Raw genomic sequence first — 22,877 nt, 5'->3', positions numbered from 1 at the left:
TAATATTATTGAAATAATACAGTTATTTTAATTTTATTGTTTATAGAATGTTAATAATAAAACTTCTACAAAAAAACTAATCGAAATATTGTAACAATATAAATAAAGTGCTAATATTATATTATTAATACCTTATTATATAAGGTATATTAAATTATAAATACCTTATATAATAAGGTATTAGAATGAAGTAGGTGAAGTAGTGGAGTTAAACAAAGAGTTATTAAAAGGCCATATTGATACTTTAATACTATCGATACTAAATAGAGAAGATTCGTATGGATATGAAATAGCAAAAATAGTAAAAGAAAAGACTAGTTTTGAATTAAAAGATAGCACAATGTATGTATCTCTTAAACGGCTAGAATCTAAAAATTTAATTGAATCATACTGGGGAAACAATCAAGATGCAGGTGGAAGGAGAAAATACTACAACTTAACAGATGAGGGAAGAGATAATTATAAGATAAAAGTTCAAGAATGGAATTTTATACAAGAAGTTATGAACAAATTTTTAAAAGAGGAGTGATGATTATGAAAATGATAGAAGAGTATCTAAATACGTTATATGATGGAGATGAAAGTAAAGAAGCTAAAGAAATAAAAGAGGAATTAAAAATTCACTTAACAGCTTTGGTAAATGATTTATTAAACGAAGGATATAATTTAGAAGAAGCTCAAAGTAAAGCTATAGAGCAATTTGATGGAGATAGTGATTTGTCAACTGAGCTAAGATCTATTTACAAACCTAAGACAGATGCAAGGTTTGAAAGAGTTAGAAAACTTTCAAGCGTAAGATGGAAGCTTATTAATGCAATAGGAATTTTTTCTGGAGCAGCTTTTCTATCAGCGGCAAGAACAATAGATAGTACAGTTCCATCTTGGCTAATAATATTAATAATTATATTGATAACATTACTAATAATATTAAGTATTGTTATATCTTACTTTAGAAAAAACATCGAAAAGAGTTAGAGTATATAAAAAAATATATTAAAAGAGAGGGATAGTATGGCAGATCAAAATATAATAAAAAAACCTTTAAGTAATAATGATTATCTTGAAGTAAATAAAAGATTAAAACTATTAAAGAATACAAAATGGGTGTCTTATGGAACTTATATAATGAATATTGAAGGTTTTGGATATGAAGAAGGAATAAAAGACTATCAACCTTTAATGGGAACTTTCGAATATAAATCGGCAAGTTTTATAGTAAATGCTAAATATGATAACGAAAGCTATTATATTGATAGCAAAGAATTATATAACAATGTATGTAAGGGAGATAAGATTGTAGTTACAATTAAATATTATTACGATGAGGATGAGAAACTTATCCACTCATCAATTCATAAATTTCATCCTTTTCCAATATCAAATCAATAAACATCTATATTTAACATAATAAAATTGCTATTAAACTTGTCTAATTTCATAAATTAGAGTTCTAATTCATAGATTTAATAATAGTATTACTTTAGTTTATGGTCCATATAATGTGGGGGGATAAGATGAAGCAATTATTTCATATAGGTATAGATGTAGGTTCTACAACAGTCAAAGGTGTGGTTATAAATAATAATGAAATTATTTATAAAGAATATAAGAGACATTTTTCAGATGTAAAAAAATCAGTTAAAGAAGTTTTACAAAATATATATAAAGAAATTAAAAGTGAAGATATAACCATTGTAATTACAGGATCTGGAGGAATAGATATTTCTCGAAAATTAGGAGTTAAATTTGTTCAAGAAGTTATATCAAGTACAAAGGCAATAGAGTTTTACAATCCTAACACAGATGTTGTAATAGAGCTCGGAGGAGAAGATGCAAAGATTACCTATCTAAGTGGAGGAATAGACCAAAGAATGAATGGTATATGTGCAGGAGGAACTGGGGCATTTATTGACCAGATGGCATCGCTTTTGAAAACGGATGCAATGGGTCTTAATGAAATGGCTAAATCTTATAAAGTAACATATCCAATAGCATCTAGATGTGGAGTTTTTGCGAAAACTGATATACAACCTCTTTTAAATGACGGAGCAAGAAAAGAAGATGTAGCAATGAGTATTTTCAATGCAGTAGTTGTTCAAACTGTAAGTGTTTTAGCTTGTGGGAGAAAAATAGAGGGAAATGTTGCTTTCTTAGGGGGGCCACTTTACTTTTTATCACAGCTTAGAGAAGCTTTTATTAGAAATTTAAAACTAAAAGAAGAAAACATAATATTTCCCCCAAATGCCCAACTATATATTGCTATAGGAGCAAGTCTGTTATCAAAAGAAGAAGAGCCAGTTAGTATTAAAGAACTTGTCAGCAAGATAGAAAATATTGAAGATGTTGGTGATAATAGCAATGTATTAGAACCACTATTTAATAATGAGGAAGAATATAATACTTTTACTAAAAGACATGAGAAAAATAAAATAGTAATTAAGGATATAAAAACTCACAGTGGAAATTGTTACCTAGGTATAGATGCAGGGTCAACTACTACAAAGGCTGTTTTAATAGATGACTATGGTGAAATTTTATATGAATTTTATAATAGTAACGAGGGGAGTCCCCTTGATACTACCATTCGAGTAATGCATGATATATATAATCTTTTGCCAAGTGATTGTAAAATAGTATCTTCAACAGTTACAGGTTATGGAGAAGGTCTTATTAAAAAAGCATTAAAAGTTGATTATGGTGAGATAGAAACAATAGCCCACTATAAAGGGGCTAAGTTTTTTAATAAAGACGTTAATTTTATACTAGACATAGGTGGGCAAGATATGAAGTGTCTAAAAATTAAAGATGGTGTAATAGACAGCATTATATTAAATGAAGCTTGTTCGTCAGGTTGTGGTTCTTTTTTAGAGACCTTTGCCAATTCATTATCTATGAATATTAGTGATTTTGCAAAGAGTGGTACTTATGCTAAGAGGCCTGTGGATTTAGGTTCTAGATGTACTGTATTTATGAATTCTAGGGTAAAGCAAGCACAGAAGGAAGGTGCAACTGTAGCTGATATATCAGCAGGATTATCATACTCTGTAATAAAAAATGCATTATTTAAAGTTATAAAAGTAAGAGATATAAATGAACTAGGTGAAAATATAGTAGTTCAAGGTGGTACTTTTTATAATGACTTAGTACTTAGGAGTTTTGAAAAGCTAATAGAAAAAGAAGTTATTAGACCAAGCATTTCAGGACTTATGGGGGCGTTTGGTGCAGCTATTATTGCAAAAGAAAACTATAAAGAAGATTATGAAACATCATTATTAAATAATGATGAGCTAAACAATATAAAACTTGCTTCTGATGTTAAAAGATGTATAGGATGTTCTAATAGTTGTTTATTAACGATTAATGAATTTTCTGATGAAGAGTTGTATATATCAGGAAATAGATGTGAAAAAGGAGAAAATATATATGATAAACATCATAAGCATGAAATTAAACATCCAATAAATCTATTCAAATATAAATATAAGAAGCTATTTAGCTATAAGTCTTTAAGTTCAGAAAAAGCGACTAGAGGGTGTATAGGTATACCAAGAGTATTGAACATTTATGAGGATTATCCTTTCTGGCATACATTTTTTACTGAATTAGGTATAAGAGTAGTATTATCAGACAGGTCATCAAAAGAATTATTTGAAAATGGAATAAACAGTATATCATCTGAAACAGTCTGCTACCCAGGTAAAATAGTTCACGGACATATACAAAATTTAATTGATAAAGATATTAAGACTATTTTTTATCCAAGTGTTACCAACGAAAAAATGGAAGATAGAAGTGCTGATAATAATTATAATTGTCCTGTTGTAATTTCCTATTCAGAAGTAATTAAAAATAACGTAGAAGAAATTAGGAAAAATAAAACTAACTATATAAATCCTTTTATTAGTTTTAATAATAAGAAGACACTGTGTAATATTTTATTGAAAGAATTAAGTAATTACTATAATGGAATTACTAAAAAGGAAGTTGAAGATGCAATAAATAAAGCATTTGAGGCACAAGAGTCTTTTAAAGAAGATATAAAAAGAGTTGGAGAAGAAGCTTTAAAAAAGATGGAAAAAGATAACGTAAAAGGGATAGTATTATGTGGAAGACCTTATCATCTTGACCCTGAAATTAATCATGGTATTCCAGAGGCAATAAATCAGCTAGACATGGCAGTTCTAACAGAAGATTCTATTTGTCATTTAGGAAATTTGCAAAGACCATTAAGAGTAGTTGATCAATGGGTATATCATTCACGTTTATATAAAGCTGCAAGTTTTGTCAAAGAAAGAAATGATATAGAACTTGTTCAGTTAAACTCATTTGGATGTGGATTAGATGCTGTTACAGTTGACCAAGTGCAAGAAATTCTAAATAAAAAATCTAAAATATACACAGTTATAAAAATCGATGAAGGTAATAATCTAGGTGCAGCTAAGATAAGATTAAGATCACTAAAAGCAGCTATGAAAGAAAGATGTAATAAAAATATTGATGTAGCTAATATTGATGATAAAAAAATTGATTATGAAAAAAATATAAAAATATCAAAAAATCATACAATACTTGCTCCACAAATGTCACCGATACATTTTCAGTTTATAGAAAAAGCAGTAAACTTAAGTGGTATAGATATTGTAGTACTTAATGATAATGATAAAAGTATTATTGATGAAGGGTTAAGATATGTAAATAACGATGCATGTTATCCAGCTATAATTGTTATTGGTCAAATAATTAAAGCCTTAAAATCAGGAAAGTATGATTTAAATAACACATCAGTAACTATAACACAAACAGGAGGAGGATGTAGAGCAACGAACTATATTGGATTTTTAAGGAAAGCTCTATATGACGCTGGTTTTAAAGATATTCCTGTTATATCATTAAGTGTAAATGGAATAGAAAATAACGGATTAATGGATAATATATCATTAAAATTAATAAATAGACTATTTATAGGTGCTATTTATGGAGATTTACTAATGAAAGTTCTTTATAGGGTAAGACCTTATGAGAAAATTAAAGGAAGTGCAAATGAACTTTATAATAATTGGGTAAATAGATGTGTTGACTCTCTTGAAAAACCAAAAATCCATACCTTTATTAAAAATATTAAAAATATAATTAGAGATTTTGATGATTTTGAAATAAATGATGTAAAGAAACCTAAAGTAGGATTAGTAGGAGAAATATTAGTGAAATTCCATCCAGTTGCAAATAACAACTTAGTAGATATTATTGAAAATGAAGGCGCTGAAGCTGTAGTTCCTGATTTAGTAAACTTCTTTTTAAGTTGTTCTGTAAATAGTATTTATAAGTATAAGTACTTAGATGGTAAATTCACAAGTAAAATTATTAGTGATGTTTTTATATTTTTAACAAGAGTATATCAAAGAAGTTATAAAAAGGAGCTTAAAAAAAGTAAAAGATTTTTTGCTCCGAAGGATATAAAAGAATTAGCTAAAAATACAGCGCCAGTTGTTTCAATAGGGAATCAAACAGGGGAAGGTTGGCTATTAACAGGTGAAATGATTGAGTTAATAGAAGATGGAGTAGAAAATATTGTATGTATGCAACCTTTTGGATGTTTACCAAATCACATTATTGGTAAAGGATCTATTAAAGAACTTAAAAGACTTTATAGTAAGGCAAATATAATACCAATAGATTATGATCCTTCTGCTAGTGAAGTTAACCAACTAAATAGAATAAAATTAATGTTATCTAAGGCATTTAAAAATATGTAAGGTATATTTTTACCCTTGATAATGGTAAAATAAGAAGAGCTATTATAATGAATAAAAAGCATTTTAATAGCTCTTAATAGCTTGATTTTATATAAGTCTAGTTTACAAATGTTAATTAATATTTAATTATTATGCTTGAAAATAATAGTTTTTTACTTTTAATATAATAAGGAGATAAAAATGAATTTATATTATGATATATTAAAATCATCAATAGGGGATTTATATATTATTGTCAATAATAATAAAGTTGTTAGTATAGACATAGGAAAAGAAAACTTTGATGAAAATTGTAAAGTTTATATAAAGAAATATGGTAGGGAATTAATGCAAGATGAAAAAAAATTAGAATCTATTATTACTCAATTAAAGGACTATTTTGAAGGTAAAACAAAAAAATTTAGTATAGATTTTGAGCTAAGTGGAACCGAATTTCAAAAAGCTGTTTACAATGCTATGTTAGAAATTCCTTATGGAGAAGTAAGAACATATAGTGATATAGCAAAAGCTATTAATAATGAAAAAGCAGTAAGGGCTATAGGACAAGCTTGTAAAAGTAATTCTATTCCAGTTATTGTTCCATGCCATAGAGTAGTTAGTAAGAATAATAAATTAGGTGGATATATGGGAAGTCATACTAATTTGAAAGAGATACTTATAAGCTTAGAAAAATCTGTAACAAATTAAAATAATATTATCTAAATTTTCTCATATATACATGCGTGTTATGATATAATGATATAGTATTATATAGAAAAGGTGGGCTAGTTATGAAGGTAGTTGAAAATGCTATATTCTCAGAGTATGTAGACTATAAAATGGACGAGAATATAAGTATTTATGAAGGTAAATTTATAATTTATTTAGATAAAAAGTATAAATGTAGTGGTAAATTAATTTATAAAATGACACCTCCAACATCTATAAATTTTAAAGCGGAGATATTATCAGCTGAAGAAATGGATCTAGCCTTAGATTATGATGATGCAATTTTGGAGGTATATGGTTATAAGCCCATGTCGATAACTATACATACAATAGGTGATGATAAAATATTGGGTTATGTTAATGATAGTTTTATAAAATCCAAAAACGCCTATGTTGATTATGTTGACTTCCAAATAATAAATTTAGACAAGTTTCCTGGAAAATTAATAAAACACCAGGATAAGTTGTTTGCTGGAAGAATCCAATTTGATATTAATGAATTTACTGTTACTATAGATAAAAGGTATGATTATAGAAAAGAATTAAAAGATGATTTAAGAGCTAATGCAGGTACTATTATCACACATGTTGGTAGGATAACAAAAAGAGATAATAGTTTATTTAAGACCAGGAGTATTAATAACTTATTAGATAGAATAGCTGCGTCACTTAGCTTTATGTGCGGAAGATATGTTGATATTTGTGTGGCTAAAGGCTATAACAATAGTGTAAATGTTTTTAGGCTTTGGAGAGAAAATATTATAACTCCATTTAAGTTTGTGCCTACTTGGACAGATACATTGGCAAACTATCATAATATTGAAAAGTATATGTCATTAATGTGTAAAAAGTTAGAAGATGGTTATTACGGACCAGCGATAAAAAATATTATTGATTGGTATATCGAAAGTTTAGGTCATTTAACATTGGAAAACAATATCATTTCTATTCAAGTTGCGCTTGAGGCTCTATCATATGTGGTCTTAGTAGAGCAATCAAAACTTATTACTGATGAAGAGTTTGATAGGAATCTAGCATCTAAAAATATTAGACTGCTACTTTCAATTTGTAAAATTCCTTATGGTAAAGACGAGTTAAATATATTTGACAATAATATAAAAAATAAATTTGATGATGGTATAGACTTAGTAATCTATTATAGAAATAAAATAGTTCATCCAAGTAGAAAGGGACACAGAGCACATCTTGAGGTTGAGGATATGTGGAACATTATTCAAATAGGTACAAGATATATTGAACTTGTTTTACTATCATTAATAGGATACAAAGGAGAGTACTCTAACAGACTAAAGGAAAGATGGTTTGGTGAAGTCGATGTAGTTCCCTGGAGTGTGATTTAAATTTAAATATAATTACTATTATTAGTTAGATAGATTATTTGGAACATGGTTAAAATACATATTAATGGGTATATACATTATATAAAGGATTGATGGAAAGGACATTATATATATGATAAAACTATACGGATATAATAAGTGATCAAGCGTTAGAAAGGCCAAGGCTTGGCTTAAAGACAATAATTTAGATTTTGAAGATATAGAAATAGTGAAGAATCCTCCTAGCAAAGAGGAACTTGAAAATATGTATAAAGTAAGTGGATTAGAGTTAAAGAAGTTCTTTAATACTAGTGGAGTAAGATATAAAGAGCTTGGACTTAAAGATGTTGTAAAAAATGAATCTGATGAGAAGCTTCTTGAGTTACTTGCAAGTGATGGTATGTTAATAAAGAGACCTATTGCTTTTGATGGTAAAAATGTAGTAATTGGATTTAAAGAAGATCAGTGGAAAGAAAATTTATTATAATAACATAGAGAAAAAGATATTTAGTATAAACCTAGATATCTTTTTTTATTTATAAACATATTATAAACTATTAGATTTAATATTAAATCTAAATATTGATAATGAATATCAATTCTGATAGTATTAAAACATGATGATAATGAATATCATTTACTGAAAGATGTGAGTAGTTAATTTGATCATGTAGCGGATTGACTATTTGAAGCAAGATGAATATAGTTTTATGAAAGGGGCAAAGTTATGAGTATTTTAATACTTGGTGGTCATGAGGGAATGGAGAAAGCTTATAAATTGATGGTGAAAGAAAGGGGGTATAAACCTAAAATTTATACTACAATGCCATCAGGATTAAAAAAGCGTATTGGTAATCCAGATGCAATAGTGTTGTTTATGTCAACAATATCCCATAGTATGGCAGAGACTGCAGTTAAAGATGCTAGAAGAAAGAGAATACCTCTTATTAAGGTACATAATAGTAGTATAAGTGCTTTTGAAGACTGTCTAAATAAATTAGGGGAGTGCTGTGGAGACTGTAGAAAGTGTAAGTATATAAATAAAATCAGTTAATATTAATATAATTATAGTTAGATAAGTTTTTTAATGCTACCATATAAAATATAGTTATTTCTATGGGGGTAAATTATGATATTTGAAACTGATAGACTTATTATTAGGAAGTTTAGTAATGATGATATAGATCTAATATATGATATTAATAATAATCCAGAATGTATAAAGTTTAATGGATGGGACTCTATGTCTTACGATGAATGTATAGAAGTACTCAGTAAGTGGATTAATCAATATACTAGATTAATTGATAGCGGAGCATTTTGTGTTGAACGAAAAGTTTATAAGGAAAAAATCGGGATGGCATTTATAGTTGAAACTGACAAAAAAGGTGAGTTTGAAATAGGTTTTAGACTGAGAAGAAAACACTGGAGCTATGGCTATGCTAAAGAGATATGTAAAGGATTTATAGATTATTCTAGAAAAATATTGGATGCTAAATATATAATAGGAGAAGTACATAAAGAAAATTTAAAATCTAGGAATGTATTTGAAAAAATGGGATTTGAAAAATTTAATCATCCATCAGGTGAAGAAGGGGTAATTTATAGATACTTAATTAAATAGTTTATGGATATTAGATTTATAATTAGGGGAGGAATTAATATGAAGGAGATAAAGCTAAAAAATGGGGAAGTAATAATAATTAGAAGTGCAAATAAAGAAGATGCAAAAGCGATGATAGATTATTTGAATATAATTGGTGGAGAAAGTGATTTTTTGACCTTTGGAAAAGGTGAATTTAAAATAAGTGTTGAATCAGAGGAAGATTATATTGAAAAGTCAAATAGTATGGGCAATAGTAAAATTATAGTAGCCACAGTTAATAATGAAATAATAAGCATTGCATCAATAAATTCTCTTTCTAAGGAAAGAATGAAACATAATGGAACATTAGGAATAAGCATAAGAGAAAAATACTGGGGTATGGGACTTGGTACAGAGCTAATGGATTATTTAATAGTGTGGGCAAAGTCTAATAAAATAACTAAAAAGATAAACCTTCTGGTAAGAGAAGATAATGAAAGAGGAATTAATTTGTACGAAAAATGTGGATTTAAGAAGGAAGGCTTACTTATGAAAGATATTTGTGTAAATGGGACATATTACAATACAGTACCAATGGGCTTATATATAGATTAGTCTTCACTTTAGCACATAACATTAAGAGTTACTTAAAAATACCAACAAAGTGGATAAATAAATCTGCATGTTGGTATTTTTTATGTAATATACTTGTTGAGGGAACAGAAAAAGGTATTTTAACAAAACTAAATAGAATGATTTTATTTAGTTAATAAATAGGAGGTTTTAGTCAAAAATTATAGAAATATATATATAATAGTAAGTTTAAAGGGGGGATAACTTATGATAAAAAAACTTAAGGATATAGGAGTAGTAGCTGCTATTACAACTAAAGATTCTGAAAAAGCAATTGATTATGTAAGTGCATGTGTAAGAGGTGGCATACATGGCGTAGAAATAAATTATGCTACACCTAAGATTTCATACGTGGTTAAAAAAGTTAAGGAGCTGTATCCAAATATTTTGATAGGGGTAGCAGAGATACCAGATACATTTATAGCTCAAGAGTTAATAGAAATTGGTGTGAATTACATTACTACTCCATATAGTGATGATTATATTGATATGGTATGTGAAAATATAGATGATTTAATTTATATACCAGGTTGTATGACTTTATCAGAAGTAAACGCAGCTAGAAAAAAAGGTAACAACACAATAAAACTATATCCTGCTGAGATGCTAAACCCTAAGTACATTTCAATTATTAACTCTACCATAAAATTTGTCAATATAATTCCTTCAGGTGGAATAGATATTGACAATATCAAAGATTGGTATAATCAGGGTGCAGAATGTGTAGTAGTAGGTAGGTATTTACTAGAAGTAGACGATTTAAAAGAAATCGAAAATAGAGCCAAAAAGTTAATGGATGTATTTAATGGAGGAAGATAATATTGAAAGATATTGTTGTAATATATGAATCAAAATACGGCTGTACAAAAAAATATGCTACATGGATTAGTGAAGATTTAAATGCTGATTTGTATGAAAAGAAAGAATTTAATGTAAATGATTTATATAATTATAAAACAGTTGTATATGGTGGGGGATTGTACGCTGGAGGAGTAAGTGGGGTATCATTAATTTCTAAGAACTTTGATAAGTTAGAAAACAAGAATATCATATTATTTACTTGTGGTCTTGCAGATCCTAATGATGAATCAAATGTAGAAGGGATATGTAGTGGACTTAGTAAAATATTTACATTTGAAATGAGGAAAAGTATGGAAATTTTTCATTTGAGAGGTGGAATAGATTATAGTAAGCTTAATTTCGTTCATAAAACAATGATGGCAATGTTAAAGAATATGTTAAGTAAAAAAGATTATAATAGCCTAAGAAATGAAGATAAGGAAATGCTAGCTACTTATGGTGGTGTTGTAGATTTTACTGATAAATCAACAATTATACCTTTAGTAGACTATGTAAGAAATATATAGATACAAATCGAGTAAGACAAAGTGGAATGTTAGTAACGTTAATAAAGATGTAAGGAGTTTGACAAAGTAATTAAATTTATAAGTTTTAATTAGGGCTAGTTTATTAAAGCCCTTTTTTTACATATAAGAAAAACAGATTAGAATATATAATGAAGGACTGATGAAATGAAAATAGTGGAAAACTATGCTAAAAATAATAATATAAATATACACTATATGGATAATTGTATTATCGATTCAAAGAAAGACACATTAGTAATTTGCCCTGGATTATCAGAGTGTTGCGAGGATTATATTAAAATTTTAGAAACTATAAATGATAGAAGAGTAATTTCTCTTTCTTTTAGAGGAAGAGGCAAAAGTGACAAACCATATAATGGCTATAGCTTAGAAAATCATATTGAAGATATTAGTGCAGTAGTAGGAGAGTTAGGACTAGAAAAGTTTTCTATGATGGGATATTCAAGAGGCGTATCTTATGTATTAGGATATGTTATTTTATTTCCTGATAAGGTTAGTAGCTTAATAATAGGAGAGTATCCTGCAATTCATAAAAAAATGCCTAATGGATGGGCAAAAGAAAGTATGGATTTTTACAATAAATTTTGTAGTGATATCTCTATAAATTATGAAGTTTTGAAAAGGATAGAGTTAGAATCTAAGGATGTTGATTTTAAAGAAGATTTAAAGCAAATTAAATGTAAATCTCTAATTATAAGGGGGGAATTAGAAGGTGCATTATTGAGTAAAGAAGAATTAATTAATTATGTGAATTACTTAGGAAGTAAGAGTATTAGAGTTGAATCACTAGAAAATGCTAGTCATGATATTTTTACATGCGACTTTGATAATGTTGTAAAGATTATTAGTGAGTTTTTATGTGAATAGAAAATAGGGGGTTAAAATGAAAAAAAGTAGGTTTATTTGGGTATTCTTATGCTTAGTGATATTTATCACAACAGGTTGTACTACAAGTAGTAATGTAGAAAATGAAGAAATAAAAGAAAATGAACAAATTGTTAAAAAATTTAATGAAATAAACATGATAGTAGATCCAAGAATAGAGCTTTTGTCAGTTATAATATACTTATGTCCAGAATATAATGAAGCTACAACCAGTATAGTGCCAGGTGAACTAACTTATAAGAAAGATGTAGAAGAATATTTTGGTGAATATAAAAATCATAAAGCAGTAAAGTTTTTTAAATCAATGTACAATAGGGGATTTGGTTATGATGCTCCTCCTACAAGTATGTTGTTTTTAACTAATACACCAAATCTAGTATTAAGAGATGATGTAGATAAAAGTGATTTAGTATACACTGTATGTATGCAAAGAGCTGGTGGCGAAAAAAATTTCTTGAAATTTGTAGAGGCATTAAATGATTTTTGTAAAGATACTAATTTTTATGATTTCTACAATGACCACTTAGATTATTATAATAATGTTATTGATAATACAATTAGTGGATTAGAAGATATAGATTATGTAAATCAAGTACAAGATTATTACGGTAAAAAACAAAATGGATTTAATATAGTATTAAATGGTATGCTTTACGCTAATAATTATGGACCCAAAATACAAAACCTAGATGGAAGTTATGATTTGTTTGCAATACTAGGTTCTAGTGGAATAGAAGGTGATTCACCAATATTTAATGACGAAGCTTACTTTAAGTATATTGTTAGACATGAATTTGGTCACTCATTTGTAAATTATTTAACTGATGAAAATATTGATGAAGTTAATAAATATGAAAAACTATTCGAGCCTATAAAAGAAGTTATGGATAAGCAAGCGTACAACACATGGGATAATTCTTTAAATGAACACATAGTAAGGTCGGTAGTTGTTAGAATTACAGAAATTTATGGAAGTGAAAAAGAAGCTGATGAGTATCTAAAAAAGGACCAATCTAATAGTTTTATATATGAAGAGGATATTATAGAGCTTCTTAAAAATGAGTACGAGCCAAATAGAGATAAGTATAAAACTTTTGAAGAATTTTATCCAGAAATACTAAAAATATTAAAAGAAAAAATATAGAAATATTAGGTATATATATTAATTAAACACCCATATGGGTGTTTTTTTGCATAGTAATGATAATGTTTAGTTGCTAAAAAAAATAACTAAAATAAATTTTATAATTATTAAAAAATTATTGATAAGTAGTAACTAAAGTGTTACTATGTGTATATAGATAATATATACAGTGTATATACAAATATACACAGTGAAAATGAAAGAGGTGACAAATTGAACATAATAATCAGTAATTCATCACCTGTGGCACTGTATGAACAAATAGAGAATCAAATTAAATCACAAATATTAAATGGTGATTTAAGCCCAGGAAGTCCATTGCCATCAATAAGAGCCTTAGCTAAAGAACTTAAGGTTAGTATAATAACAACAAAAAGAGCATATGAAGATCTTGAAAAAGAAGGTTATCTTCAAACAGTACCAGGAAGAGGAACTTTTGTAGGTCAGCACAATACAGAAAGATTAAAAGAAGCTGCGATGTATGAAATTGAAAGTAAATTAGAAGAAATTATAAAGCAAGCAAAATCAGTAGGGATAACTTTAGATGAGGGGCTAGAGATATTTAAAAGTATATATGAGGAGGTTTAATTATGAACGCGGTTGAAATTAAAAAGCTTAGTAAAACTATTGATAGTTTTAAATTAGATATAGATGAATTAAATATAAAAAAAGGCTATGTTACAGGGTTTATAGGACCGAATGGTTCAGGTAAAACTACGACTATAAGAATAATTATGGATATGTTGTCTAAAGATAGTGGGGCTATTAAGATATTTGGAAAGGACTATCATAGAGATGACTTATCGATAAAAGAGGTTATTGGATATGTTGGAGATGTGCCAGGATATTTACATGAGGCTAAATTAAAAGATATAAAAAATCAATATCGAGATTTTATAAAAATTGGGATGAAAAATTGTATATAAAATATATGAATCAATTTGGATTAAATGAAAGCAAAATATATAAAGAAATTTCTAAAGGACAGCAAAAGAAATTTGAACTTATAATGGCACTCTCTCATCATCCAAAACTAATAATTATGGATGAACCAACAGCAAACCTAGATCCATTAGTTAGGAATGAGTTTTTAGAAATAATTCAAGAAACTATTGAAAAAGATGAAGCAACAGTTTTTTATTCTACTCATATTACAACTGACTTGGAAAAAGTAGGAGATTATCTAGTATTTATATACAAAGGTAAAATTGTCTTGTCTGGAGAAAAAGACAGTATAATAGAAAAACACTGTATTGTTAAAGGTAAAAATGAATTACTAAGCAAGGACACTAAAAGTGTATTTATAAGCGTTTCAAAAAATTCATTTGGTTTCGAAGGATTAGTAGATAGTAAAAAGAAGGCTTATGACTTATTTGGAGAAGAAGTTATTTATGATAAGCCTAATTTAGAGGAAATATTAACTTTCTATACTAGGGGGAAAAGAAATGAGTAATATAATTAATTTAGTTAAAATGAGTTATAGTAATTTGAATTCAGTAAAAAAAATACTGTTATTAACAATATTAATTTTTACAGCAATATCAATGTATGATACAACATTTTTAAATATGTTAATAGGTATAGTTGTGTATTCTACAGTATATCAAGTTATGGCATATGAAGATATGTATGAGATAAATAAATTAATTGGTTATCTACCTGTTACGAGAAAAGAGTATGTAATATCAAGATATTTTTTAGGCATTTTAAACATATTGTTAGGTATTGTTGTATTTGCAATAACATTTAAACTTTCATCAGCATTAGGTATAACAAATACTGAAAATCTAAACTTTAAACTCATGTTATTAGTAGGTATAACATCTTCTGTATTATTGCTAAGCGTTTCAATACCAATGATATTAAAACTAGGAATAGTTAAAGGAAGATTTATTTCAACTTTTGTAATGTTTGGAATAATAATGATACCTGGATTTATAGTTAATGATATAGTTGAAGTAGAAGGTATGGCAAATATATTAAGATATATTAATAATTTAGGAATACCACTAATACTATCAGTATTAAATATAATAGTACTTTTAATCTCATACAATGTAGCTAAGAGCATTTATTTTAAAAAGAGCATATAAATAAAAAACACCTAATAAGGTGTTTTTTTAGTATAAAGTAAATTTAGTAATATATTATTCTATTACTAATAAGAAAGAAAAGAAATATTATGCTAAGCACGGTTGACCATTTTCAATATTTTCTTCTAGTTCTATACAATAATTAGTAAATACAATTTCTAAGTAAGGCATTACATAAGCAAATCCTATACCAAGGGTAATCACACCTAATAGAATCCAAGGAACAAATGTTATTACTAATAAAGCAGTTTTTATGAAATTTCCTTTTAAATATTTAAATACTAGTTTTAGAGATTCAAGAATTTTATAGTCTTTGCTATATATAAGATATGTAGCAAAAGAAACATAAGAAATAGCAAGAATATCAACAAATAATAAAGCTATCATCATTAATATAGCTACAATAGTAGAAACTACCATGATAATACCGCTTGATATAGTAGTTGATAGTAAATAGCCTAATCCTAATAAAGAAAGTATATTTATTATAAAGTAAAGAATAGCATATATTAATCCTAAACCAATAGTTCTAAGCATATGTCTTGCAGGAACTTTGATGCTACCATCTTTATTATCCATTGCAATGTTTATTGTTATTTTAGTAATATAGAAAGAAAGAACTAATGTACTTAAAGTTATTACTAAGCTACCGTTTGATAGTGAGTTATCAATTTTTGTCAGTAGCAGAAATATCAAACTAAATAGTACAGGCATTTTCCAACTATTTTTTAACTGATCTCTAGATGTTTTTCTTTATTTCCTTAAAACTTTTCATAATACCTCCTAATAAAAATATTACAAGTATTATATCATAAAATTATTTTACATACTAATTATTATAAAATATGTATTAAAGAGTAGTAAGTATTAGAAAGATCATGTTAAAAGGAAACATTTTTTTCTTAGTATAATTTATATATTTAGTACAATTATATAAATTATAAAGAAAATAAAGTATACTTTTTATTAGAATAAAGTAATAACTTGGATTTGAGGTGAATTATATTTATGGAGAATTTAAAAAAGATTTTGAAATCTTTAATAACCAATCCCTTATTAATGTTTGGATACTGGTTATTTTGCTATGAATTAGCTTCATTATGTAGGTATGGTAGGATTAATAATAATATTTATATTTTATTATTATCTTTTATATTTATTGTGTTTATTATTATTTATACTTATATTAAAAAATCAAGAAATAAAGAATTGGATTTTGAAAAAGCAAAAGACTCAAAGGTAAGGGTATTAATTTCTATAGTAATTATTATTACGATAACATCCATATATGGTATAAGTATATATAAGAGTGGAACAAACTATGGTGGAAAACTTGCTTGGGTGATTCAACGGTTGAAGAATGAGAGAAAAGTAGAGTTTATAAATAATAATATATATGAGAATGGGGTAGAAGGCATCTTTAATGATATAAATAAAAAATATACATTACCAGAAAACTTATATATGTCAGATAATTTTGAACTTGAATTTAATTCTGATGGCACCATTACATCTTTTGAAACATTTGTTTATGGAAAAGATAAAGATGGAAAAGATGAAAGTTGTTTAATTGTTTATGGTAAAAATAAGTCGAAAGACATAAGGTTGATATTTAACGGTTATATAAATGCTGATTATGATGAAAATAAGCTAGTAGAGCCATTAGTTCAGACAGTTGATGCGATTAAATTTAAGGACTTGGTTAATAAGTTGGGCCAAAGTAAATATGGATTAGCTTATTTTGGAAAGAGAAGCTTTGGATACAATTCTGATGGTATTGTTTATATTGATAGCTCTGGAGAAGAATATCCATTAGATGAAGTAATAAAAAATAACCCTACATTGACAATTAGTCATGAAATAATCGGATATACAGTATCTATATTTGCTCCAGGAAAAGAAGAAATAATACCAGCTAGATATAACTTAATGACTTATGGAATTTTTAATGATTCAGAAATCATTGAAGAGGAGGATGGCTTCCATAATAAAAAGGAAGATGGTACAAGGAAGAAAGAGTATTATTTATCTAAAGAGATTGGCTATAGATTAGATGACGTAGATTATGCATTAGGAAGTAGATTTTACTCTATGAGCAAGACGTTTGATGGTGGAAAAACGTGGGAAGTAATAAATGAAGATCCATTTGGGGGTGCAATAGGTGAGGCGTGTGGCATTACTTTCATAAATGAAAAGCTTGGATTTTTGGTAGCTTCTAGAAATGGTGGAGCTAATGGAGAACTATACCGAACAAACGATGGTGGTAAGACTTTTTATTATATAAATTATGCACCTTATGAAGTTAAACTAGATAATGGAGCATCATTTACACCTTTTGATTTTCCAGACTTACCATATGAAGAAAGTGGATTTCTCAATATGTTAGTTGGTCAAGGTAATGATGGGGATTACAATGGTGATAGTAAGGCACTTTATCAGTCTAATGACAAAGGGAAAACGTGGAAATATATAAAAGAAGTTAAAAATCCTAATTTAAATTAAATAAGTATACCAATGTCATAAAATATAAAAAATGAGTAATACTAAAAGAGGAAGTAAATTAGAATCTTGGAGGTATTACTTATGGGTATAGTAGGAAATGTAGGGAATGAAAATATGCAAAATTGTATTGATATTTGTGTGAAATGTACACAAGCTTGCGAAGAATGTCTTTCTTTATGTTTAAAAGAAGAAGATGTAGCATCAAGAATAAAGTGTATTCAAATTCTTCAAGACTGTATAGATATTTGCTGCTTAGCTACTAAATATATGGTTAGAAATAGTGAACACGCAAAGCATGTTTGTCAAGAGTGTGCAGAAATATGTGAAGCTTGTGCCCAAGAATGTGGAATGTTCAAAGATGAGCATTGTCAAAAATGTGCAGATATATGCCGTCAATGTGCACAAGAATGTAAAAATATGAGTAAGTAGCTATAATTAAGCATACGTTCTAAATAAGCAGAAAATATTAAAAGGTAGATAGTTAATTGACTATCTACCTTTTAATGTGTAAAAGATATTGTTTATTATTATGAATATGCTTATATAATTCATGTTAAAACATTATAATAACTTGAATAAATAAAGTATGATTTTATATTATTATCATTTATTTCTTAGTATATATCTTTGGTATGTACATTGTGATATTATCTAAGTTAATAATAGCATTATAGATAAGTTCGCTATTTTCTTCTATTATATTACTACTTAATTCAATAGTACTAATCACTTGACTGTTAATAATAATTTTCAAAGTATTTGTGCCTTCAGTAAATTTTAGCTTGATATTTTTATTACAGTCTAAGAACTTTTTTAATATTGAATAATCCATCATCATTGTCATCTCCCCACTTTTGATAGTAATATTTTATAACAAAAAATGGAAATTATCTATATTAATAAAAGTTGGCATAAATATAAGCATAAACCATTGTATTATCGCATATTGTAACTATTGTCATAAAAAGTAAAATAAGTTAAAATATAATAATGCATATTATTGAGAAATAACGTGATTAAACAAAATATTAATTATTAAAATAAAAATAATACATACTAAAATGTGGGGGAAAGCTATGAATATTAATGATAAGTTAGAAGCATTAAAAAGTAGACTTAGAGAACTTGAAAGTGTTGCTATTGCATATTCTGGAGGAGTTGATAGTAACTTTTTACTTAAAGTTGCAAGTGAAACCCTACAAGATAAAGCAATAGCTGTTACAATTCATGCTATGATGCATAGTAGTAGAGAGATAGAAGAAGCTCGTACATATGCTAATGAATTTTCAGTAAGACATATAGTATTAAATGTAGATAATTTTGAGGTTGATGAATTTACAAAAAATACACCACAGAGATGTTATCACTGTAAAAGGGAAGTATTTACAAAAATAAAAGAGATAGCAAAAGAAAATAATATAAAGTATGTAGTAGATGGTACTAATTTAGATGATTTAGGTGACTATAGACCTGGACTAAAGGCTCTTAGTGAATTAGAAATAGTAAGTCCTCTAAAAGATGCTGGGCTTACAAAAGCTGATATAAGAGCTTTATCAAAAGAAATGAACTTAGAAACTTTTAAAAAGCCTGCTTTTGCTTGTTTGGCAACAAGGATTCCTTACGGAACAGTAATAACAAATGATAGGCTTAGAATGATCGAAAAAAGTGAAGAATATTTAGTAGAGCTAGGATTTAATCAATTTAGAGTTAGAGCTCACGATAATATAGCAAGAATAGAAGTTGAAAAAGAAGAAATATATAAGTTCTTCGAAGAAAACTTATTAGAAAAAACAAATAATAAACTAAAGGAAATAGGCTTTAAGTTTGTAACCCTAGATATGGAAGGATACAAAATGGGAAGTATGAACGAAGGCTTAAAATAGTAGGAGGCAATTTATGAAGACATATACATTAATATCACCATGTTTCTTTGGCGTTGAAAAAATGTTAGCAAGAGAAATAAAGGATTTAGGATTCGAAATAATAAAAACAGAAGACGGTAGAGTTACATATAAAACAGATGAATACGGTATAGCTAAGGCTAATATGTGGCTAAGAACAGCAGAGAGAGTTCACTTAAAGGTTGCAGAATTTGAGGCAAGAAGCTTTGATGAGTTATTTGAAAACACTAAGAGAATCAATTGGGCAAAATACATTCCTTATGGTGCTCAATTTCCAATATCTAAAGCATCATCAATTAAATCTAAGTTATACTCAACTCCAGATATACAATCAATTGTAAAGAAAGCTGTAGTTGAAAGTTTAAAGAAAAGTTACTTAGAAGATGGATTATTAAAAGAAGATAAAGAAAAATACCCAATATATGTATTTATACACAAAGATAAGGTTACATTGTCAATAGATACAACAGGAGACGCTCTTCATAAAAGAGGATATAGAGAAAAAGCTAATAAAGCTCCAATAAGAGAAACACTAGCAGCTGCAATTTTATCTTTAACACCGTGGAGGCCAGGTAGACCTCTTGTTGATCCAATGTGTGGTTCGGGTACTATTCTTATAGAAGCAGCTATGAAAGGTATAAATATGGCACCGGGTCTTAATAGAGAGTTTATATCTGAAAAGTGGAGAACTATGGACAAGAAAATTTGGTGGGATGTAAGAAAAGATGCATTTGATAAAATAGATAATGATGCTGATTTTAAAATCTATGGGTTTGATATAGACGATGAAGCTTTAGAAATAGCTCGTGAAAATGCAGAAATTGCAGGAGTAGACGAATATATAGAATTTAGCTACGGAAATGCTGAGTTCTTCTCAAGCAAAGAAGAGTATGGATTTATAGTAACTAACCCGCCATATGGGGAAAGACTAGAAGACGTTGATACGGTAAAACAACTATACAAAGATTTAGGTTATACATTTAGAAAGTTAAAAACTTGGTCTTACTACTTAATAACTTCATATGAAGATTTTGAAGCAGAGTTTGGTAAAGATGCTGATAAGAGAAGAAAATTATATAACGGTATGCTAAAGACAAACTTATATCAATATATAGGACCAAGACCTCCAAGAAAAAATGATTAAAATATTAAGATTTTAAGATATTTTCCCTCTTAGATTAATATATATATTATAAAGATTATTTTAAGGGGGTGGCATGCTTGTTAAGAATGTCAAATAGAAATCGTAAGAAAAGCAGCAAGACTAACTCAAGTCATGTTGGTAAAAGCGTAGAGAAAAAATCTGAGTACGTAGAAGAAGTAAATGAAGTTATCTTAAATGATTTAGTACCAGAAGAAAGAAGAAATGAGTTTGGTATGGAAGAAGTACAGCAAAAAACTCCTAAGAAAAAAGGTGGTTTAAAGTTTAATCTTGGATTAAATAGTAAAAAGAAACCATCTAGTAATAGCTCCACTGAAAACAAAGGAAAAAGTAAAGGCGTTAAAAGTGAAGCTAGTAAAAATAAAAGTAATGACAGCCATGTAGATAAACACAAAGCAAGTGAATCTTCAAGTAATAGTGGCCATAGCAGTAAAGGAAAACATACAGAACAAGAATCAACTTCTTCTACTAAGGGAAAATCAAAAGGTAAATCTTCTAAGAAGGAAAGTACATCTTCTAAAAAGGAAAAAACTTCTAATAAAAAAGGAAAGAACTCTAGCAGTACTGAAAGTAACAAGAAAAGTCCAAAGAAAAAAGGAAGTAGCAAAAGTCAATCTGTATCTAAAGAGGATTATGTAGACGTCAATAAAGATGTTACTGAAAAAACTAATCATAAGGCATCAACTAAAAAAAGCACAGGTATTAAGAAGAAAAGAGTACATGAGCACGATGATGACTTAAATAATAATCAAATTCCAATTAGAGAAATAGAAGATTACGTGCCAATAGACTTTGATATAGAAGAAGAGGAAACAGGCAAAAGCTTCAGAAGTGAAGAACATGTTTATGAGGAACCTACTATATTAGAAGAACAAGATCCTGCAAATAAGTTTGAAGACTTAATTTGGTCTGAAGATAAGTTTCCTAAAAAATAAATATAGTTTATAACAGCATTTTCTTAGTAAAAACTTTATGTATGAATTTATTAAGAATATTAAATAAAAAAATAAATAAATGACATATATAGTGATAAAATATAAATAAGAGCTTAGTGTTAAAAACTAAGCTTTTATTTTACATAGTTATCTGAAAATTATAATGGTTTTAGTATAATTATGTAGAAAATACTTTAGAGAGAGTGAGAAACTATGACTTATAAAAATACTTTTGAAGAACTTAACGACATACTTTTAAATAGTGATAAACCATCACAAGATATAAGAAAATTAATTGAAGAAGGTAAATTTGATGAAGAACCTTTTGCAAAAATAAAGAAACTTGCTAATATTGATCAAAATGAAAAATATCATCCAGAAGGACATGTACTTAATCATGTATTTTTGGTAGTAGATGAAGCAAGTGTTAGAAAATCTGAATCTAAAGATAAAAGAGTTTTTATGTGGGCAGCTCTTCTTCATGATATAGGAAAATTAACAACTACAAGAATCAGAAAAAATAGAATTACTTCATATAATCATGATATAGAAGGGGAAAAGATTGCACTTGAATTTTTGGACAAGCTTACAGATGATATAGATTTCAAATTGAAGGTTACAAAGCTTGTAAAATATCATATGCAACCATTATTTTATGATAAAAATCTTCCGTTCTTTAATCCAAAAGAGATGTTTAGTGAAACGGATTGTGAGGAAGTTGCACTGCTTTCTGCATGCGATAGAATGGGAAGAGGAAATATTAGTGAAGAAACTATAAAAATAGAAAAAGAGAGAATAAGTAATTTTTATAATTACTGTAAAGATCAAAAAAGCTAAGGGGGAGTTGG

Annotated in this window: 24 protein-coding genes and 2 pseudogenes; 24 read left to right on the top strand and 2 right to left on the bottom strand. The window is 27.6% G+C overall.

What is annotated here, in order from left to right:
* The first annotated feature begins 202 nt into the window (after window positions 1-202).
* The 18 genes and pseudogenes from ACI48P_RS10525 to ACI48P_RS10440 all read left to right on the top strand — a co-directional run bounded on the left by ACI48P_RS10525 (window position 203) and on the right by ACI48P_RS10440 (window position 15,529).
* Window positions 203-529, top strand: coding sequence for a PadR family transcriptional regulator (locus ACI48P_RS10525; protein ID WP_475215446.1), 327 nt, complete (start codon window positions 203-205; stop codon window positions 527-529).
* 5 nt (window positions 530-534) lie between these two features.
* Window positions 535-975, top strand: coding sequence for a permease prefix domain 1-containing protein (locus tag ACI48P_RS10520; protein WP_475215445.1), 441 nt, complete (start codon window positions 535-537; stop codon window positions 973-975).
* Window positions 976-1,011: 36 nt separating this feature from the next.
* Window positions 1,012-1,389 carry a DNA polymerase III subunit delta gene (locus tag ACI48P_RS10515; protein WP_475215443.1) on the top strand — a complete coding sequence of 126 codons (378 nt, stop codon included), beginning with the start codon at window positions 1,012-1,014 and terminating at the stop codon, window positions 1,387-1,389.
* 125 nt (window positions 1,390-1,514) lie between these two features.
* Window positions 1,515-5,753, top strand: a complete 4,239-nt coding sequence (locus ACI48P_RS10510; RefSeq protein ID WP_475215441.1) for an acyl-CoA dehydratase activase-related protein — start codon at window positions 1,515-1,517, stop codon at window positions 5,751-5,753.
* A 180-nt stretch (window positions 5,754-5,933) separates the two neighbouring features.
* On the top strand, window positions 5,934-6,440 hold the full coding sequence (locus tag ACI48P_RS10505) for a methylated-DNA--[protein]-cysteine S-methyltransferase (protein ID WP_475215440.1): 507 nt from the start codon (window positions 5,934-5,936) through the stop codon (window positions 6,438-6,440).
* A gap of 83 nt (window positions 6,441-6,523) precedes the next feature.
* On the top strand, window positions 6,524-7,822 hold the full coding sequence (locus ACI48P_RS10500) for a YopA family protein (RefSeq protein WP_475215437.1): 1,299 nt from the start codon (window positions 6,524-6,526) through the stop codon (window positions 7,820-7,822).
* A 154-nt stretch (window positions 7,823-7,976) separates the two neighbouring features.
* A pseudogene (locus ACI48P_RS10495) lies at window positions 7,977-8,288 on the top strand (Spx/MgsR family RNA polymerase-binding regulatory protein); the annotation flags it as partial.
* A 240-nt stretch (window positions 8,289-8,528) separates the two neighbouring features.
* Window positions 8,529-8,855 carry a DUF2325 domain-containing protein gene (locus ACI48P_RS10490; protein WP_475215433.1) on the top strand — a complete coding sequence of 109 codons (327 nt, stop codon included), beginning with the start codon at window positions 8,529-8,531 and terminating at the stop codon, window positions 8,853-8,855.
* A gap of 75 nt (window positions 8,856-8,930) precedes the next feature.
* The gene (locus ACI48P_RS10485) at window positions 8,931-9,425 is read left to right on the top strand and encodes a GNAT family N-acetyltransferase (protein WP_475215430.1); all 495 of its coding nucleotides are present in this window, start codon (window positions 8,931-8,933) and stop codon (window positions 9,423-9,425) included.
* A gap of 39 nt (window positions 9,426-9,464) precedes the next feature.
* Window positions 9,465-10,001, top strand: a complete 537-nt coding sequence (locus tag ACI48P_RS10480) for a GNAT family N-acetyltransferase (protein ID WP_475215427.1) — start codon at window positions 9,465-9,467, stop codon at window positions 9,999-10,001.
* Between the two features lie 225 nt (window positions 10,002-10,226).
* Complete coding sequence (locus ACI48P_RS10475; protein ID WP_475215425.1) at window positions 10,227-10,838, top strand: beta/alpha barrel domain-containing protein; 612 nt, start codon at window positions 10,227-10,229, stop codon at window positions 10,836-10,838.
* Window positions 10,839-10,840: 2 nt separating this feature from the next.
* Entirely contained in the window at window positions 10,841-11,386 is a 546-nt protein-coding gene (locus ACI48P_RS10470; RefSeq protein ID WP_475215423.1) for a flavodoxin domain-containing protein, read from the top strand.
* Between the two features lie 165 nt (window positions 11,387-11,551).
* Window positions 11,552-12,274: an alpha/beta fold hydrolase gene (locus ACI48P_RS10465; protein ID WP_475215420.1), complete on the top strand. Its 723-nt coding sequence runs from the start codon at window positions 11,552-11,554 to the stop codon at window positions 12,272-12,274.
* A gap of 16 nt (window positions 12,275-12,290) precedes the next feature.
* A complete protein-coding gene (locus ACI48P_RS10460; protein ID WP_475215417.1) occupies window positions 12,291-13,436 on the top strand; it encodes a DUF4932 domain-containing protein in 1,146 nt (381 codons plus the stop codon).
* 213 nt (window positions 13,437-13,649) lie between these two features.
* Complete coding sequence (locus ACI48P_RS10455; RefSeq protein WP_475215414.1) at window positions 13,650-14,024, top strand: GntR family transcriptional regulator; 375 nt, start codon at window positions 13,650-13,652, stop codon at window positions 14,022-14,024.
* A 2-nt stretch (window positions 14,025-14,026) separates the two neighbouring features.
* Entirely contained in the window at window positions 14,027-14,362 is a 336-nt protein-coding gene (locus tag ACI48P_RS10450; protein WP_475215413.1) for an ATP-binding cassette domain-containing protein, read from the top strand.
* Window positions 14,353-14,889 carry an AAA family ATPase gene (locus ACI48P_RS10445; protein ID WP_475215412.1) on the top strand — a complete coding sequence of 179 codons (537 nt, stop codon included), beginning with the start codon at window positions 14,353-14,355 and terminating at the stop codon, window positions 14,887-14,889. Before ACI48P_RS10450 ends, ACI48P_RS10445 begins: the two co-directional genes overlap by 10 nt.
* A complete protein-coding gene (locus ACI48P_RS10440; RefSeq protein WP_475215410.1) occupies window positions 14,882-15,529 on the top strand; it encodes an ABC-2 transporter permease in 648 nt (215 codons plus the stop codon). Before ACI48P_RS10445 ends, ACI48P_RS10440 begins: the two co-directional genes overlap by 8 nt.
* 87 nt (window positions 15,530-15,616) lie before the next feature.
* Here the strand turns inward: ACI48P_RS10440 and ACI48P_RS10435 are convergent.
* Window positions 15,617-16,270: pseudogene (locus tag ACI48P_RS10435) on the bottom strand (DUF975 family protein); the annotation flags it as partial.
* A 267-nt stretch (window positions 16,271-16,537) separates the two neighbouring features.
* Here ACI48P_RS10435 and ACI48P_RS10430 point away from each other — a divergent pair.
* On the top strand, window positions 16,538-18,031 hold the full coding sequence (locus ACI48P_RS10430; protein ID WP_475215408.1) for a WD40/YVTN/BNR-like repeat-containing protein: 1,494 nt from the start codon (window positions 16,538-16,540) through the stop codon (window positions 18,029-18,031).
* An 81-nt stretch (window positions 18,032-18,112) separates the two neighbouring features.
* Window positions 18,113-18,460: a four-helix bundle copper-binding protein gene (locus ACI48P_RS10425; RefSeq protein WP_475215406.1), complete on the top strand. Its 348-nt coding sequence runs from the start codon at window positions 18,113-18,115 to the stop codon at window positions 18,458-18,460.
* A gap of 178 nt (window positions 18,461-18,638) precedes the next feature.
* Here the strand turns inward: ACI48P_RS10425 and ACI48P_RS10420 are convergent, their stop codons facing one another.
* Window positions 18,639-18,869, bottom strand: coding sequence for a hypothetical protein (locus ACI48P_RS10420; RefSeq protein ID WP_475215403.1), 231 nt, complete (start codon window positions 18,867-18,869; stop codon window positions 18,639-18,641).
* Between the two features lie 238 nt (window positions 18,870-19,107).
* Here ACI48P_RS10420 and larE point away from each other — a divergent pair, with 238 nt between their 5' ends.
* The 4 genes from larE (at window position 19,108) to ACI48P_RS10400 (ending at window position 22,866) form a co-directional block, all read left to right on the top strand.
* On the top strand, window positions 19,108-19,914 hold the full coding sequence (gene larE, locus ACI48P_RS10415; protein WP_475215400.1) for an ATP-dependent sacrificial sulfur transferase LarE: 807 nt from the start codon (window positions 19,108-19,110) through the stop codon (window positions 19,912-19,914).
* 13 nt (window positions 19,915-19,927) lie between these two features.
* Window positions 19,928-21,076 carry a THUMP domain-containing class I SAM-dependent RNA methyltransferase gene (locus ACI48P_RS10410; RefSeq protein ID WP_475215396.1) on the top strand — a complete coding sequence of 383 codons (1,149 nt, stop codon included), beginning with the start codon at window positions 19,928-19,930 and terminating at the stop codon, window positions 21,074-21,076.
* A gap of 77 nt (window positions 21,077-21,153) precedes the next feature.
* The gene (locus tag ACI48P_RS10405; protein WP_475215392.1) at window positions 21,154-22,029 is read left to right on the top strand and encodes a hypothetical protein; all 876 of its coding nucleotides are present in this window, start codon (window positions 21,154-21,156) and stop codon (window positions 22,027-22,029) included.
* A 213-nt stretch (window positions 22,030-22,242) separates the two neighbouring features.
* On the top strand, window positions 22,243-22,866 hold the full coding sequence (locus ACI48P_RS10400; protein ID WP_475215390.1) for an HDIG domain-containing metalloprotein: 624 nt from the start codon (window positions 22,243-22,245) through the stop codon (window positions 22,864-22,866).
* Window positions 22,867-22,877: the final 11 nt, after the last annotated feature.

The sequence above is a fragment of the Romboutsia sp. LXY-2 genome, from assembly GCF_056171995.1.
This window is presented reverse-complemented; position numbering and strand designations above follow the sequence as displayed.